Genomic DNA, 14627 nt, shown 5'->3' with positions numbered 1-14627 from the left:
CGATATTCTGAACTCTTAATTCTCAATCCCACCAATCTTCTTCCCCCTGAAAATTTCTCACATAACACTTTTGGCTAATTGATTTAATTGAAATGGTGATCGACCCAGTAGATTAGAGCGTTTAGTAACTTGTAAAGTACAAATTTTAGGCTTTAATTTGTAAGCATAAATTTCAATTTAGACTCGCATAGTCATCCGAATTAATGTTAAAATTCGGGGAATATGTATAGATTCGATTGTATCGCTTAATATTTGCACTTTCGTGAATGTTTGGTGGTACATGGTTAGATTTTTCAGTTTCTTTTCATTAATGTAATGCAAGTGCGTATGATCAACATAAAAAAAGGTCTGGACTTGCCAATTGAAGGCGCACCTTCGCAGGTGATTCATGACGGTTCTGCCGTTAAAAGAGTCGCTGTGCTAGGTGAAGAATTTATTGGTATGCGTCCTACCATGCATGTTCGTGTGGATGACCAAGTCAAGAAAGGCCAAGTTCTTTTTGTCGACAAAAAGAATCCTGGCGTTAAGTATACTGCACCAGCCTCTGGTGTTGTTAAAGAAGTCAATCGCGGTGCTAAGCGTGTATTGCAATCTGTTGTTATTGAAGTTAACGGCAGTGAGCAAGAAACGTTTGCGTCTTTCTCGGCAGGTGAGCTAGCGAGCCTTGACCGTGCAAAAGTGCAAGAAGTACTGGTTGAATCAGGTCAATGGCCGGCGCTTCGTACCCGTCCATTCAGTAAAGTTCCAGCTTTGGATTCAACGCCGAGCTCGATCTTTGTTACTGCAATTGACACTAACCCATTAGCAGCAGACCCAGCAATTGTTATTGCTGAACAAGCTGAAGCGTTTGAAGCAGGCCTAGTGGTTGTTTCTCGCCTAACTGACGGTAAAGTGTTTGTATGTAAGGCGCCTGGTGCAACTGTTCCTTCTTCATCTGTAGCTCAAGTAGAAGTACATGAGTTCGGTGGTAAGCACCCAGCAGGTTTAGTAGGTACTCACATTCACCACTTAGACGCTGTTTCTGCTAGCAAGCAGGTATGGCACTTAGGTTACCAGGATGTGATTGCATTCGGTAAACTATTCCTAACAGGTGAAATCTTCACTGATCGCGTTGTGGCGTTAGCAGGTCCTACTGTTAAAAACCCACGTTTAATCAAAACTCAACTAGGTGCATCTACAGATGACATCGTTGCTGGTGAGTTAGAAGATGGCGAAAACCGTGTGATTTCTGGTTCTGTACTTTCGGGTACTACGGCAAGTGGCCCTCACGCTTTCTTAGGTCGTTACCACACTCAGATCACAGCATTATTAGAAGGTCGTGAAAAAGAATTATTCGGTTGGATTGCTCCAGGTGCGAAGAAATTCTCTGTAACACGTACTTTCCTATCGCATTTAGCGCCTAGTCGTTTATTCAAAATGACGACATCAACAGGTGGCTCAAGCCGTTCTATGGTGCCAATCGGTAACTACGAGCGCATTATGCCTTTAGATATTCTTCCTACTTTATTACTTCGTGATTTAATCGCGGGTGATTTAGATGGTGCGATTTCGCTAGGTGCACTTGAGCTAGATGAAGAAGATTTAGCGCTATGTACCTTCGTTTGTCCAGGTAAATACGAGTACGGTCCAATCCTTCGTGAACGCCTGACTACTATTGAGAAGGAAGGTTAATCCCATGGGCTTAAAGAAGTTTCTTGAAGATATCGAGCCGCATTTTGAACCAGGTGGTAAACACGAAAAATGGTATGCACTGTATGAAGCAGCTGCGACTATTTTCTACACGCCAGGTCATGTAACTAAAACTGGCTCTCACGTACGTGATAATATCGACCTTAAACGTATTATGATTTTAGTGTGGATGGCGACATTCCCAGCTATGTTCTTCGGTATGTTTAACATTGGTCATCAAGCGTCAATCGCGCTTGCTAATGGTTTCGCTTTAGGTGATTCATGGCAGGTTGCGTTATTCCAAATGTTTGGCGGTGAATTAACTGCAACATCGGGTTGGGGCGCTAAAATGTTCTACGGTGCTTGTTTCTTCCTACCAATTTACGCGACTGTGTTTGCTGTAGGTGGTTTCTGGGAAGTACTATTTGCATCGATTCGTAAGCACGAAGTTAATGAAGGTTTCTTCGTAACATCGGTACTATTCGCACTTATTCTGCCAGCGACAATTCCGCTTTGGCAGGTAGCACTAGGTATTACCTTTGGTGTGGTAATGGCGAAAGAAGTATTTGGTGGTACAGGCCGTAACTTCTTAAACCCAGCACTTGCTGGTCGTGCATTCTTATTCTTCGCATACCCTGCACAAATCTCTGGTGATACTGTGTGGACAGCGGTAGATGGTTTCTCTGGTGCGACTATGCTTGGCCAAGCGGTTGTTGGTAGCGTTGACTACAGCAACATGGAGCTATGGTGGAATGCATTCTACGGTTTCGTTCAAGGTTCTGTAGGTGAAACGTCGACACTAGCACTGATGATTGGTGGTTTAGCACTAATTTACTTCCGTATCGCTTCATGGCGCATCGTACTAGGTGTGTTTGCAGGTATGGTTGCAATGTCATTCCTATTAAATGGTATCGGCTCTGAAACCAATAACATGTTCGCTATGCCTTGGCATTGGCACCTAGTACTAGGTGGCTTCGCATTTGGTATGTTCTTCATGGCGACCGACCCAGTTTCTGCGTCTTTCACAGATAAAGGTAAGTGGGCATACGGTATTCTTATTGGTGTAATGGTTGTATTAATCCGTGTTGTAAACCCTGCATACCCAGAGGGTATGATGCTAGCAATTCTATTTGCTAACTTGTTTGCACCGTTATTCGACCACTTTGTAGTTCAGTCGAACATCAAGAGGAGATTGGCTCGTGGCTAGTAATAACGAATCTATCGGCAAAACACTTGGTGTTGTAGTTGGCTTATGTTTAGTGTGCGCGGTAGTTGTATCGCTTGCCGCTGTGCAACTTCGTCCGCTACAGCAAGCAAACAAAACACAAGACGTTCAGCGTAATATTCTAGCTGCAGCTGGTTTTGCTGACGTTAAAAATGTGTCTGAAACATTCAATGCAAACATTGAAGCTCGCGTTGTTGATATGAAAACAGGTGAGTTCGTTGACACTGATCCGAACAGCTTTGATTTTGAAATGACTAAGTTCGATGCTAAACGCAGCATCAAATTAGACAAGCAAGACGATAAAGCAGGTGTTCAGCGCATGACAACTGAGTCGCCAGTTTATTTTGCAAAAAATGACAGCGGTAAAGTAGAAACAATCATTCTACCAGTTCAAGGTTACGGCCTTTGGGGTATTATGTACGGTTTCTTAGCGTTAGATACTGACACTAAAACAGTTAAAGCGATTAACTTCTACAAGCACAATGAAACGCCGGGTCTTGGTGGTGAAATCCAAAACCCTAAGTGGACTGCGACTTGGGAAGACAAGCAATTACCAGTTGATATCGTGAAAGGTACAGCGGGTAACAATGTGCATAAAGTGGATGGTTTATCTGGTGCAACGCTTACTTCTGTAGGTGTTGATAACACATTCAAGTTCTGGACAAGCGAAAAAGCGTTTGGTCCATTCCTAGCGAAAGTACGTGAAGGAGCATTGAACTAATGGCTAATTCAAAAGAAATGAAAGAAGTCTTGTTTGGTCCTGTTTTTGCAAACAACCCAATTGCACTTCAAGTACTGGGCATTTGTTCTGCACTAGCAGTAACTTCAAGCCTTAAAAATGCGCTTATCATGTCAATCGCATTGACATTAGTAACGGCTTTCTCGAGCTTATTCATCTCGATGATCCGTAACCATATTCCATCAAGCGTACGTATTATCGTACAGATGACGATTATTGCATCATTAGTAATCGTTGTTGACCAAACGCTACAAGCGTTTGTTTACGCAACGGCGAAAGAGCTTTCGGTATTTGTTGGTCTAATCATTACTAACTGTATTGTAATGGGCCGCGCGGAAGCATATGCAATGAAGTCGCCACCAATGATGTCTTTCCTAGACGGTGTTGGTAATGGTCTTGGTTACTCAGTAGTACTACTAACTGTTGGTTTCATTCGTGAACTATTCGGTAAAGGTACGCTGTTTGATGTTGAAATCTTACCGTTAGTTTCTGAAGGTGGTTTCTATCAGCCAATGGGTCTTCTAATTCTTCCACCAAGTTCTTTCTTCATCATTGGTTTATTCATTTGGGTACTTCGTACTTATAAGAAAGACCAAGTAGAGAAAGCATAAGAGGTAAGAGATGGAACATTATATTAATCTATTTATCAAAGCGGTTTTCATTGAAAACTTAGCGCTTTCTTTCTTCCTAGGTATGTGTACATTCCTAGCGGTATCAAAGAAAGTTACTACCTCTTTAGGTCTTGGTGTTGCTGTAATCTTCGTATTAGGTGTTGCAGTACCAGTAAACAACTTGGTTTACCACAACTTGCTTGCACCTGGTGCACTTGAGTGGTTAGGTTATCCTGAAGCTGACTTAAGCTTTCTTAAGTTCCTAACATTCATCGGTGTTATCGCAGCACTTGTGCAAATCCTTGAAATGGCACTTGATAAGTTCTTCCCACCGCTATACAACGCGCTGGGTATCTTCTTACCACTTATCACCGTAAACTGTGCGATTTTTGGTGCAGTAGCATTCATGGTTGAGCGTAACTATAACTTCACTGAATCAGTGGTATTTGGTATTGGTTCTGGTGTTGGTTGGGCGCTTGCGATTGTTGCGCTAGCGGGTATTCGTGAGAAGATGAAGTATGCTGATATTCCTGATGGTCTTCGTGGTTTAGGTATTACCTTTATTACTGTAGGTCTTATGGGTCTTGGCTTTATGTCATTCTCTGGTATTTCACTTTAAGGTAGCGAGGAAACTATACGATGGAAACAGTTGTATTAGGCGTAAGCATGTTTATCGCTATTGTTGTGATCTTAGTCCTGATTATCATCGCGGCTAAATCAAAACTAGTACCTAGCGGTAACGTAACGATTGGTGTTAATGGTGATCCTGAAAAAGCGATTATCACACAGCCAGGTTCAAAACTTTTAGGCGCATTAGCCGATGCAGGTATCTTCGTATCATCTGCATGTGGTGGCGGTGGCTCATGTGGTCAGTGTCGCGTAGACGTTCATTCAGGTGGTGGTGACATTCTACCAACTGAGCTTGACCATATTACTAAAGGTGAAGCGCGTGAAGGTTGTCGTTTAGCGTGTCAGGTTGCTGTTAAAGGTGACATGGAAATTGAACTTGAAGAGTCAATTTTCGGTGTTAAAAAGTGGGAATGTACAGTTATCTCAAATGATAACAAAGCGACATTCATCAAAGAGCTTAAGCTTGCAATTCCTGATGGCGAATCTGTACCTTTCCGTGCAGGTGGTTACATCCAGATTGAAGCACCAGCTCACCACGTTAAATATGCAGACTTCGATATTCCTGAAGAGTATCGTGGTGACTGGGAGCACTTTGGCTTCTTTGGTCTTGAGTCAAAAGTTGATGAAGAGACTATCCGTGCATATTCAATGGCTAACTACCCAGAAGAAGAAGGCATTATCATGCTTAACGTGCGTATCGCTACGCCGCCACCGCGTGATTTAAGCTTACCTTGCGGTAAGATGTCATCTTACATCTGGTCACTTAAAGAAGGTGACAAGGTGACAATTTCTGGTCCGTTTGGTGAGTTCTTTGCGAAAGACACAGACGCAGAAATGGTATTCGTTGGTGGTGGTGCAGGTATGGCGCCAATGCGTTCGCACATTTTCGACCAGCTTAAGCGTCTTAACTCTGACCGTAAGATGAGCTTCTGGTACGGTGCGCGTTCTAAGCGTGAAATGTTCTACGTTGAAGATTTCGATGGCCTACAGGCTGAGAATGATAACTTCGTATGGCACTGTGCATTATCAGATCCACAACCAGAAGATAACTGGGAAGGTTACACAGGCTTTATCCATAATGTTCTTTATGAAAACTATTTACGTGATCATGAAGCACCGGAAGACTGTGAATACTACATGTGTGGTCCGCCGATGATGAACGCGGCAGTAATTAACATGCTGAAAGACTTGGGTGTTGAAGATGAAAACATCCTACTTGATGACTTCGGTGGTTAATTCACAGGTAAAAAGATAAATTTTTACGATACAATTCAGGCTCCTAAATCGACTATAATGATTTAGGAGCCTTTTTTATTACAAGATAATAAGTTTATGAAACGAATATACTATTTTGCTTTTTTTCTGATTCTACTGACTTTAGTTGGCTGTGAACAAGCGGCTAAAGAGACCAAGATGCAAGAGGTGTTGTTGCAAGGCAAGACTATGGGAACCACCTTTACAATTAAGGTATTTGTGCCAGAGCAAAGAGTGCAGGAACTGAGTTTATTCAGTGATGTAACAAGCCTATTGAAAGACGTAAACCAATCAATGTCTACGTATATTCCTGACTCTGAAATCAACCAATTTAACCGTTTAGCTGCGAATCAAAACTTTCCCATTTCTGAAGATTTCCGCCGCGTTACCGCTGAGTCAATTCGTTTAGGCTTAAGTACAAAGACGCTTGATGTGACTATGGGTCCTTTAATCGATTTATGGGGTTTTGGGCCTGATAACCGTCCTGAAAGCATTCCAAGTGATGAGGAGATTGCTGAAATAAAGCAACATATGGGTGTTGATAAGCTTAAGCTATCAGAGCATGGCCTGACGAAAACAGTTGAAGGGTTAGAGATAAGTTATTCGGCAACAGCGAAAGGCTTTGGTATTGACAAAGTAGCAGAGTATTTAGATTCATTGTCGCTAACCAATTATATGGTTGAAATTGGCGGTGAAATTCGTACTTCTGGCCACAAGCCAAATAACGTGCCTTGGGTGCTAGCGATTGAACAACCAGATAGTGAACCTGGTACACGTGAATTTCATAAGTTAATTCGTGTAAATGACATCGCTATGGCGACTTCAGGTGACTATCGTATATTTTATGATGTGGATGGCGTACATTACTCCCACCTTATACACCCTGAAACGGGCAAGCCGGTGCGCCAAGATTTAGTGTCAGTAACAGTACTACATGCCTCGGCGATGACAGCGGACGGTTTAGCAACTGCATTAACTATAATGGGTACTGAGCAAGCGAAACAATATGCAGAGCAACATAATCTGGCAGTATACTTAATTAGTAAAACACCAGAAGGTTTAGAAACCTACGCCAGCAACGCGTTTCAGCCGTACCTTTAAGTTATTTATTTGCTTTACGGAACAACTAGGTGTTTTGAGTTGCTCTATTTGCATATTTGCGAGTGAGATGGTTTTGAATTTTGGCTTGCTTTGGGTCAAGTATTAGCCAATTCAATATTACATTTTTTGTCTTGAGCGCGTATAATTGCGACACTTTTTTAAGGGGCCAACTATGTCTATATTTTTTCTTACTTTTGGATTACTCGTTATTATTGCACTAGCAATGGCTGTGGGCGTAATTGTACAAAAGAAATCAATGGCGAGTAGCTGTGGTGGCTTAGGTGCGATGGGCATAGATAAAGTATGTGACTGCGACGACCCATGTGAAGCACGTAAACAGCGTTTGGCAAAAGAACGTCGCTGGAATAAAGATCGCATCATTTAATCATTATAAAAAAGGCCATCAATTGATGGCCTTTTGCTTATCTATATCTGTTAGCAATTCTGCTGCCTGTAACAGGTCGTAGGTATTGGCCTGGGTCACTAAAACCGAAGATTTTACTCATCTTAGTTGAAACCTTTTTATTGCCCTTCATTGCAGGCTCAAAACGCCACTCTTTAAGTGCGCGTGCAATGGAGCGCTTGAAACGGCTATTTACATTATCCTTGTACTCTATATCTCTAACATGACCTTGCTCATCAATAGTAAATGTTACGGCAACATCCACATGATTTTGTCGTGATGATGGCATTCTTGGGTGTTCAGGAATAACTGAATGAATGAGCTTAGCACTAGTAAATTTTGGCTCTAATTCCACTTTTGTTTTTTCGGGCTGTTTTTTTAGTACTGGCGCAGTAGTTAACTTTTCCGCGTGTTCGGTTTTTGCTACCGATGGTGTTTTAACAGGTTGGTTTGATTTAGCCGCTAATTGATTGCTTTTGCGCTTGCTAATTTGCTGAGTTTTTACTTTCGTTGATTTAGCAGCCTTATCTGCTTGAACTTTTGCAACCACCGCTGACTTCGCTTTTTGCTCCGCCTGTTTACTTGCTATTTTTTGCTGTTTAGCAGTCTCTTTTCCCTTTTTTTCAGTAACGCTTGTTTTGCTTGAGTTACGCGTTTTTGCGCGCGATATTGGCTTTGTAATTAGTTTAGGCTTTGGCTTTAAGTCGCTCACAGTTTTTACAATCTGAGCATGAGCTTTCTCAGTTGATTTAGCTGTAGCAGTAGTGTTAATCGGCGATTTTTCTTGAGCGTTTTCTTTTACTTTAGCAACTGCTGTTTCAAGCGGGTTACTGGTTTGTTGTTCTTTGTTGGTTTTCTGATTTTTATTGTTTTGCTGAGCAATAGGTTGCTGAGGCTTTTTATTTTCTGCAACCTTTGCGTCCAGCACCATAACGTGTTGCTGGTTAGCAGGTAGAACTGGCGCCGGCTCGGTCTGTGTCATTGCAATAACTTTAGAGGCGGTAAATATGCTTGGAATAACGAATGCCGCAGCGAGTGCGGCGAGCCATTGGTTCCCATAGCGTGGCGCACAGCTGTGCTGACCTACGGCGCGATGGATACGTGATGACAAGTCACCACCTGTTGCTGCCATTGCAAGCTCAGGAATGTTGTGCCTAAGCACTTCTGCTTCGGCTAATGCTCTGGCATATACTAACTGGTTGCCACAGTGGTGGATTGCTAAATCATCACAGCAATATTCACGTTCTTGTCGAATTTGTTTAGAAATCCACTTAACTGCTGGGTGGAAGAATAATACTAACTCAACAAATGTTTGTATTAGGTTGACTAAATAATCATAACGTTTGATATGTGCAAGCTCGTGTGCCATTAGCATTTCTAGTTGAGCGATTGATAACCCGCTTGCCAAATTTGCAGGCAGCAACACCACGGGCTTTATCCAGCCAATTGCCATAGGCACGTGTGCTGTTAATGATATAACCAAGCGGGCGCGTTTAGTTACAAAAAGACGCTCTTTAAGTTGGTTGAAAATTAACTCTAGCTTGTCTGATGGCTGCACAATATTGGTTGTTGTAAGCTTATGTACTTGCAGCATTTGTAAAGTAAGGCGCATGCTTAACACAATAATGCCAGTCATCCATAGCACGGCAACTAGCGGCGTATAATCAGCTAACTGAATCTGATGCGCAGTGTTAGATATACCTGAAGGCGCCATTGATGACGCAATAACGTCATTTATTGCAAGTGTGCTTACATTAATTACTTCGTCAGGTTGCGACAGAATATAAAACGTAATGGTTGGCGCAATAACACAAAGCAGTAAACAGAATAATGAGAAAATATAACGGAATTGGCTGTGCTTATTGCTGGTAAGTTTATTTACACAAAAAAGTAGGCCTGCAATAACTAAGCCTTGCCATAAAAAATGTAATAGAGTGAGAGAAATAAAATAGAGAGTATTACTTTCTAATAATGAGGGCAGTATATCCATAACGTGTGCTTACTTATTATTATTTTCGAGAGAATCTAACAGAGTACGAATTTCATTAATTTCTTTAGCACTGGTTTTTTCATCGCCAAGTGCGCGCATCACCAGATCAAAACGTGATCCACCAAAAGCTTTGTTAACAATGTCTGACAGTAAAGATGATTGGGTGTGTTCCACAGAATATGCCGCGCTGTAGACATGCGCACGAGTTGATTCATCACGTGTAACAAGACCTTTTTCGTGCATGATTTGTAGCATTTTAAGCACAGTGGTGTAGCCGATTTTTTGGCTTTCACTGATATGTTCATGCAAAGTGCGAACAGTGGCGGGCTGAATACGCCACAGCACATTAAGAATGTTGAGTTCTGCACTTGTTGGTACGCGTTTATTCTTATTCATAATTACGTCGCTTTTCGTAGATTGTTATTTACTCTACGAGATAGAGTTTATTTGTCAACCAATTAATCCTTGCATGTTTTGCTTGTAACGTCGGGATAAATTGAGATTGGCTCCGTCTTTTAAGGTAACAATATAGTCGCCGTTATCGGTAGGACGAATTTCGCGTATTGCTTGTTTTTTGATGATCGCAGAGCGATGAATGCGAATAAAGCCAAATGGCGATAGCTGCTGTTCCATTGAAGATAATGTTTGGCGATGTAAAATCGTTCGCTCATCTTGGCTGAGGTGCAATTCAACGTAGTTTCCAGCGCCGCCAACCCAAGATATTTCATCTGGTGTTAAAAACTTTATTCTACCAGCGTCTTTTAAAACGATTTGCTGGTCATCTAATTGGTTAGACGAAAATCGTTGCACCAGTGAGCTCATCAACTCAAATTGCTGTTTCTCAGGCGCGAGCATTTTGGCTAGTTTATCTAATGTTTTGCCTAAACGAGAATTGACCATAGGCTCTAAAATAAAATCAAATAAATCACATTCAAATGCCTTAGCTGCATCAACGCGATTACTAGATAATAATATGATTTCAGTTGAGTCTGCCAATGATTGAAGAGTAGGCCAATCATGTTCTTGAATAAGCTCATTTTGTACAAAAAGTACTTTGGCACTGGTTTTTTTACAGGCTGTTATTAATTTGGCAAAGCAAGATTCAACAGTTGTTAGCTCAAAAAGTGAGTTATCGATTTGTTGTGACAGAATGTCTGAGAATGCTGGGTCGTTGTGACCGACGACTAGATTGTATCTATCCATTTTATCCACCTAATTACGATGCCTTTCGTAATTAATATTACGAAACTTGTCGTAATAGTCAACGAATAAATGTAATTGGATGTAAATAGATTGATTTAAAAGGGTTTTAAAAAAAGGGCGAAACATTTCGCCCTTACACATATTAATTCTTTAACTGCTCAAGAGCGTGCTCGCCCCAGCCTGTTAGTTGATTATTTTTAAACACAAGCGGCGTACATTCGTCTTTTGTTGTTTTACCGTCAGAGTGAATAGAGTTTGTTGCATAGTAAAGAACACGATATTCCGTGTCGTTTTGTTTTACTAGCTCAGAAAAGTTTGGCGTGCCAAGTTTATTGATTACGTGTTGATACTCTTTTCCAATTTCCATATTGGCAATCGCTTTGCGGTTTTTTTCATGGGTTCTTTCCCAGCTAGATGAATAGTCTGATTTGCCTTCGCCGCCTACTGCGACAACACAGCCTGTTAAAAGTGGCAATGTGAGAGCTGAAGCTAAAACTAAGTATTTCATAGAAGATCCTTGAATGATATTTCAAATATTATAATTTTCTAGTTATTAGCAGAAATAATGCCAAAAAATTAAATCTCTATTTATCAATTAGTTATTGATTTTACTGTTTCTGGTTTTGGTGATATTTACGAAATGTTAGCGACTTTGGCTAATTGCCATCGCTGCGTACTCGTTCCCATGTAAGGTGCTTTAATCGTCGCTTACTGTGCCCAAATAAATGTTTACAAAACTTCAATGTGCTACTTGTGCTGTTATCTGCATTCATTTTCTTATCAATAAAATGAATGCAGATAAAGACATCTTAAAACTTAATATGCTGCAAAATAAAAACTTGCTGAATCAAATAAGTTTGATACATAATAAACTGTATATATAAACAGTGTTTTGTGATTTTGAAAAAATTTATACATATTGATATGGATTGTTTTTATGCAGCAGTCGAAATGCGAGACAATCCAGAGTTGAGAGATAAGCCAATCGCAATTGGCGGTAAACACCGTCGTGGTGTGTTGGCAACGGCAAACTATATTGCGCGTCAATATGGAGTGCGCTCAGCCATGTCTAACTATAAAGCGTTGCAACTGTGTCCAGAATTACTGATTGTTCCCGGAAGAATGGCTGTATACAAAGAAGTGTCTAATCAAATTAGAGAGATTTTCGCCAAATACACAGATCTGATTGAACCGCTTTCTTTAGATGAAGCCTATTTAGATGTAACCGATTGCACACAGCACTCAGGCAGTGCAACACTTATCGCTAATGCGATTCGCGATGAGATTTTTGAAACAACAGGATTAACGGCATCGGCGGGAATCGCACCCATTAAATTTGTGGCGAAAATAGCCAGTGATGAAAACAAACCAAATGGTTATTGTTTGATCCCTCCTCATCGGGTGCAAGGGTTTTTGAAAGCGCTTAACCTTAAAAAAATTCCCGGTGTAGGCAAAGTAACCTTAGAGAAATTGAATGCATCAGGTTTGTTTGTTGGTGAAGATGTATTAAACCTTGGTTTAAATCAAATGCAGGTGAAGTTTGGTACCTGGGGTGCAGAGTTATTTAAAAAGTGTAATGGTGAGGTGATTGGCAAGATAAATACATCACGTATTAGAAAGTCACTTTCAGTTGAGCATACCTACGAATATGATAAGACATCGCTAGAACAATGCTTACAAGAGCTGCCAAAATTAAAAGATGAGCTTGATACAAGGCTACAAAGTAAAGGGTTGTTAAACAAAGTATCTAAGCTTTCGGTAAAAGTTAAGTTTAACGATTTTGTTACAACAACCGCGGATTACAGCTGCACGCATTTAGATGATGATATTTTTACTCGTTTAATTGAAAAAGCCTACTTACGAGGCGGAAATAAAGGCGTGAGATTACTCGGTTTAGGTGTTGGCTTGTCTGAAAATAGCTACGAACAAGAGCAGCTTGCAATGTTTGAATCTTGATTTTTATAAATTTGCCCTCATATTTAAGCCATCTTTTCTAAACTTACGCGACAACATTGCGCGTATTTATTCGTTCAGTAAGGTTCAAAAATGACTTCACCAAAGGCCCTGCAAGCGGCATCAATTTCAGATTTACCTCAATATGTTGATAGTTTAATTATTATCTCGCCAGACTTGGCATTACTCCCAAATGATTTTCGCGATAGTGTAATGGCTACTGCGCAATTCGATAAGCGCATAGGTCAAAAAGCATTATTGTTGGTGAATGACAATGCACCCGGAAAACGATTAGTGATTGCACCAACAGGCCCTTTAGAGCGTGACTATGACGATGTGCGTCGTTATTTCGATGCGGCAAAACAAGGTGTACTAGAAGCAAAACAAGCGGGTGCAACAAATCCTGCAATTTTAGTACTAGGCCAATTAGATAAGCGTTATCAGCAAGCGACAACAGTAGCGTATTTAGGTGCTTGCCAAGCATTATGGCAACCGCTAGAAGCACGTGAATTCCACGGTGCGGCAATTGAACCAATTCAATCTATTACTGTTATTGGCGAATTTGATAGCCATTATGCAAATGCTATTGCACAAGGTCAGTACGCTGCGCGCGACCTTTGCGGTACTGAGCCTGAGCGTATGGCACCTCCTAAATTTGCAGAATACTGTGAAAGCTTATTCGCTAACAGCGCAGTATCGGTAGAGGTGATTTCCGATACTCAATTTATTGATAAAAATTACCCGATGCTTAGCACTGTAGCGCGCGCATCATACGCGGTAGAGCGTCATCACCCGCGTGTTGTTAAGCTTGAATATGTGCCTGAAGGCGATATTGAACGTACGCTATTATTTGTTGGTAAAGGCCTTGTTTACGATACAGGTGGTGCAGACTTAAAAGTAGGTGGTGCAATGGCGGGCATGAGCCGTGATAAAGGTGGCGCTGCATCAGTTGCTGGCTTTATGAAGAGTATTGCAGAGCATCAACCTAAAGGGGTTAAAGTAGTAGCCTACTTAGCAGTTGTTCGTAATTCAATTGGCTCTGACTGTTTTGTACCAGATGAAATTATCACAAGCCGTGAAGGCGTGCGCGTACGTATTGGTAATACTGATGCGGAAGGGCGCTTGGCAATGGGCGATCTCTTAAGTGAAATTAAAGATGTCGCTAAGGGTGAAGTTAACCCTGTTGTATTTACCGTTGCAACATTAACAGGACACGCTGCACGAGCAATGGGCCCTTATACTGCGCTTGTTGAAAATGGTGCATCAAGAGCGCTTAACTTATCGCACAATATCGCAATGCAAGGTGACTTATGGGCTGATGGTTCTGAAGTATCGCGCGAACGCCGCGAAGACTATAGCTTTATCGCACCTAAAACGTTAGCAGACGATGTATTGTCGAGTAACAATGCGCCATCAGCAATTACCGCCCGTGGTCACCAGTTCCCAATGGCATTTTTGGCTGTGGCATCAGGCCTTGATAAGCACGGCGCAAACTCAGAGCTGCCAATTCCGTACATTCATGTTGACATTGCTGGTAGTGGTGTTGAGGGCGGCGACTGGCAACACGGCAAACCAACTGCAGCATCACTTGCAAGTATTTACGCGACATTTTGTAAATAATCTTAGATGTAAAGTTACTGCTTGTCAGAGCCTGAGGTTAACCTATCTCAACTCGTGGTAAGACGGTAGCAATTGCACTTAGCGATAAAAAGGCCGAACACCTGTTCGGCCTTTTTCGTTGTATCAATAAACTCTAGGGTCTGTTGATCTTTGCTGTTCTATTTTTGTTCTGTTTGGGCGTGCTTTTATCGCGGCGCTCGATGTATGGCCTAGTAATCTAAGCGAATATC

At 41.4% G+C, this 14627-nt stretch carries 14 protein-coding genes; 10 read left to right on the top strand and 4 right to left on the bottom strand.

Annotation, left to right across the window (positions count from 1 at the left end):
• The first annotated feature begins 327 nt into the window (after positions 1–327).
• The 8 genes from PSPO_RS10785 to nqrM all read left to right on the top strand — a co-directional run bounded on the left by PSPO_RS10785 (position 328) and on the right by nqrM (position 7613).
• Entirely contained in the window at positions 328–1671 is a 1344-nt protein-coding gene (locus PSPO_RS10785) for a Na(+)-translocating NADH-quinone reductase subunit A (RefSeq protein ID WP_010561783.1), read from the top strand.
• Between the two features lie 4 nt (positions 1672–1675).
• A complete protein-coding gene (locus PSPO_RS10780; protein WP_010561782.1) occupies positions 1676–2875 on the top strand; it encodes an NADH:ubiquinone reductase (Na(+)-transporting) subunit B in 1200 nt (399 codons plus the stop codon).
• Entirely contained in the window at positions 2868–3614 is a 747-nt protein-coding gene (locus PSPO_RS10775) for a Na(+)-translocating NADH-quinone reductase subunit C (RefSeq protein ID WP_010561781.1), read from the top strand. The genes PSPO_RS10780 and PSPO_RS10775 overlap by 8 nt, the downstream gene beginning before the upstream one ends.
• Positions 3614–4243 (top strand): NADH:ubiquinone reductase (Na(+)-transporting) subunit D, encoded by a 630-nt coding sequence (locus tag PSPO_RS10770; protein WP_010561780.1) that lies wholly within the window; start codon positions 3614–3616, stop codon positions 4241–4243. Before PSPO_RS10775 ends, PSPO_RS10770 begins: the two co-directional genes overlap by 1 nt.
• Before the next feature lie 10 nt (positions 4244–4253).
• Positions 4254–4862 carry an NADH:ubiquinone reductase (Na(+)-transporting) subunit E gene (gene nqrE / locus PSPO_RS10765; RefSeq protein ID WP_010561779.1) on the top strand — a complete coding sequence of 203 codons (609 nt, stop codon included), beginning with the start codon at positions 4254–4256 and terminating at the stop codon, positions 4860–4862.
• A 20-nt stretch (positions 4863–4882) separates the two neighbouring features.
• The gene (gene nqrF / locus PSPO_RS10760; RefSeq protein ID WP_010561778.1) at positions 4883–6109 is read left to right on the top strand and encodes an NADH:ubiquinone reductase (Na(+)-transporting) subunit F; all 1227 of its coding nucleotides are present in this window, start codon (positions 4883–4885) and stop codon (positions 6107–6109) included.
• Between the two features lie 96 nt (positions 6110–6205).
• Positions 6206–7228, top strand: a complete 1023-nt coding sequence (locus PSPO_RS10755) for an FAD:protein FMN transferase (protein ID WP_040642282.1) — start codon at positions 6206–6208, stop codon at positions 7226–7228.
• A 172-nt stretch (positions 7229–7400) separates the two neighbouring features.
• Positions 7401–7613, top strand: a complete 213-nt coding sequence (nqrM, locus tag PSPO_RS10750; RefSeq protein WP_010561776.1) for a (Na+)-NQR maturation NqrM — start codon at positions 7401–7403, stop codon at positions 7611–7613.
• Between the two features lie 37 nt (positions 7614–7650).
• Here nqrM and PSPO_RS10745 read toward each other — a convergent pair whose 3' ends face one another.
• The 4 genes from PSPO_RS10745 to PSPO_RS10730 form a co-directional block, all read right to left on the bottom strand.
• Positions 7651–9621 (bottom strand): M56 family metallopeptidase, encoded by a 1971-nt coding sequence (locus PSPO_RS10745; RefSeq protein ID WP_010561775.1) that lies wholly within the window; start codon positions 9619–9621, stop codon positions 7651–7653.
• A gap of 9 nt (positions 9622–9630) precedes the next feature.
• A complete protein-coding gene (locus tag PSPO_RS10740; RefSeq protein WP_010561774.1) occupies positions 9631–10017 on the bottom strand; it encodes a BlaI/MecI/CopY family transcriptional regulator in 387 nt (128 codons plus the stop codon).
• Positions 10018–10071: 54 nt separating this feature from the next.
• A complete protein-coding gene (locus PSPO_RS10735) occupies positions 10072–10824 on the bottom strand; it encodes a LytR/AlgR family response regulator transcription factor (protein WP_010561773.1) in 753 nt (250 codons plus the stop codon).
• Between the two features lie 142 nt (positions 10825–10966).
• Positions 10967–11332: a DUF3192 domain-containing protein gene (locus tag PSPO_RS10730; protein ID WP_010561772.1), complete on the bottom strand. Its 366-nt coding sequence runs from the start codon at positions 11330–11332 to the stop codon at positions 10967–10969.
• A 392-nt stretch (positions 11333–11724) separates the two neighbouring features.
• On the opposite strand from PSPO_RS10730, the gene dinB reads away from it, so the two are divergent.
• Both dinB and PSPO_RS10720 read left to right on the top strand, forming a co-directional pair.
• The gene (dinB, locus tag PSPO_RS10725; protein ID WP_040642292.1) at positions 11725–12780 is read left to right on the top strand and encodes a DNA polymerase IV; all 1056 of its coding nucleotides are present in this window, start codon (positions 11725–11727) and stop codon (positions 12778–12780) included.
• Positions 12781–12870: 90 nt separating this feature from the next.
• Entirely contained in the window at positions 12871–14397 is a 1527-nt protein-coding gene (locus PSPO_RS10720) for a M17 family metallopeptidase (RefSeq protein WP_010561770.1), read from the top strand.
• Positions 14398–14627 lie beyond the last annotated feature (230 nt).

Origin of the sequence: Pseudoalteromonas spongiae UST010723-006 (assembly GCF_000238255.3) — a bacterium.
In the GTDB taxonomy this organism is placed as follows: Bacteria; Pseudomonadota; Gammaproteobacteria; order Enterobacterales; family Alteromonadaceae; genus Pseudoalteromonas; species Pseudoalteromonas spongiae.
The sequence above is the reverse complement of the archived record's forward strand: the minus strand, read 5'-3'. Positions and strand labels throughout refer to the sequence as shown.

Bases quoted from the DNA above. Each gene is read 5' to 3' on its own strand.
- PSPO_RS10785 (WP_010561783.1), top strand. From the start codon at position 328: ATGATCAACATAAAAAAAGGTCTGGACTTGCCAATTGAAGGCGCACCT.
- PSPO_RS10780 (WP_010561782.1), top strand. From the start codon at position 1,676: ATGGGCTTAAAGAAGTTTCTTGAAGATATCGAGCCGCATTTTGAACCA.
- PSPO_RS10770 (WP_010561780.1), top strand. From the start codon at position 3,614: ATGGCTAATTCAAAAGAAATGAAAGAAGTCTTGTTTGGTCCTGTTTTT.
- nqrE (WP_010561779.1), top strand. From the start codon at position 4,254: ATGGAACATTATATTAATCTATTTATCAAAGCGGTTTTCATTGAAAAC.
- nqrF (WP_010561778.1), top strand. From the start codon at position 4,883: ATGGAAACAGTTGTATTAGGCGTAAGCATGTTTATCGCTATTGTTGTG.
- PSPO_RS10755 (WP_040642282.1), top strand. From the start codon at position 6,206: ATGAAACGAATATACTATTTTGCTTTTTTTCTGATTCTACTGACTTTA.
- nqrM (WP_010561776.1), top strand. From the start codon at position 7,401: ATGTCTATATTTTTTCTTACTTTTGGATTACTCGTTATTATTGCACTA.
- PSPO_RS10745 (WP_010561775.1), bottom strand. From the start codon at position 9,621: ATGGATATACTGCCCTCATTATTAGAAAGTAATACTCTCTATTTTATT.
- PSPO_RS10740 (WP_010561774.1), bottom strand. From the start codon at position 10,017: ATGAATAAGAATAAACGCGTACCAACAAGTGCAGAACTCAACATTCTT.
- PSPO_RS10735 (WP_010561773.1), bottom strand. From the start codon at position 10,824: ATGGATAGATACAATCTAGTCGTCGGTCACAACGACCCAGCATTCTCA.
- PSPO_RS10730 (WP_010561772.1), bottom strand. From the start codon at position 11,332: ATGAAATACTTAGTTTTAGCTTCAGCTCTCACATTGCCACTTTTAACA.
- PSPO_RS10720 (WP_010561770.1), top strand. From the start codon at position 12,871: ATGACTTCACCAAAGGCCCTGCAAGCGGCATCAATTTCAGATTTACCT.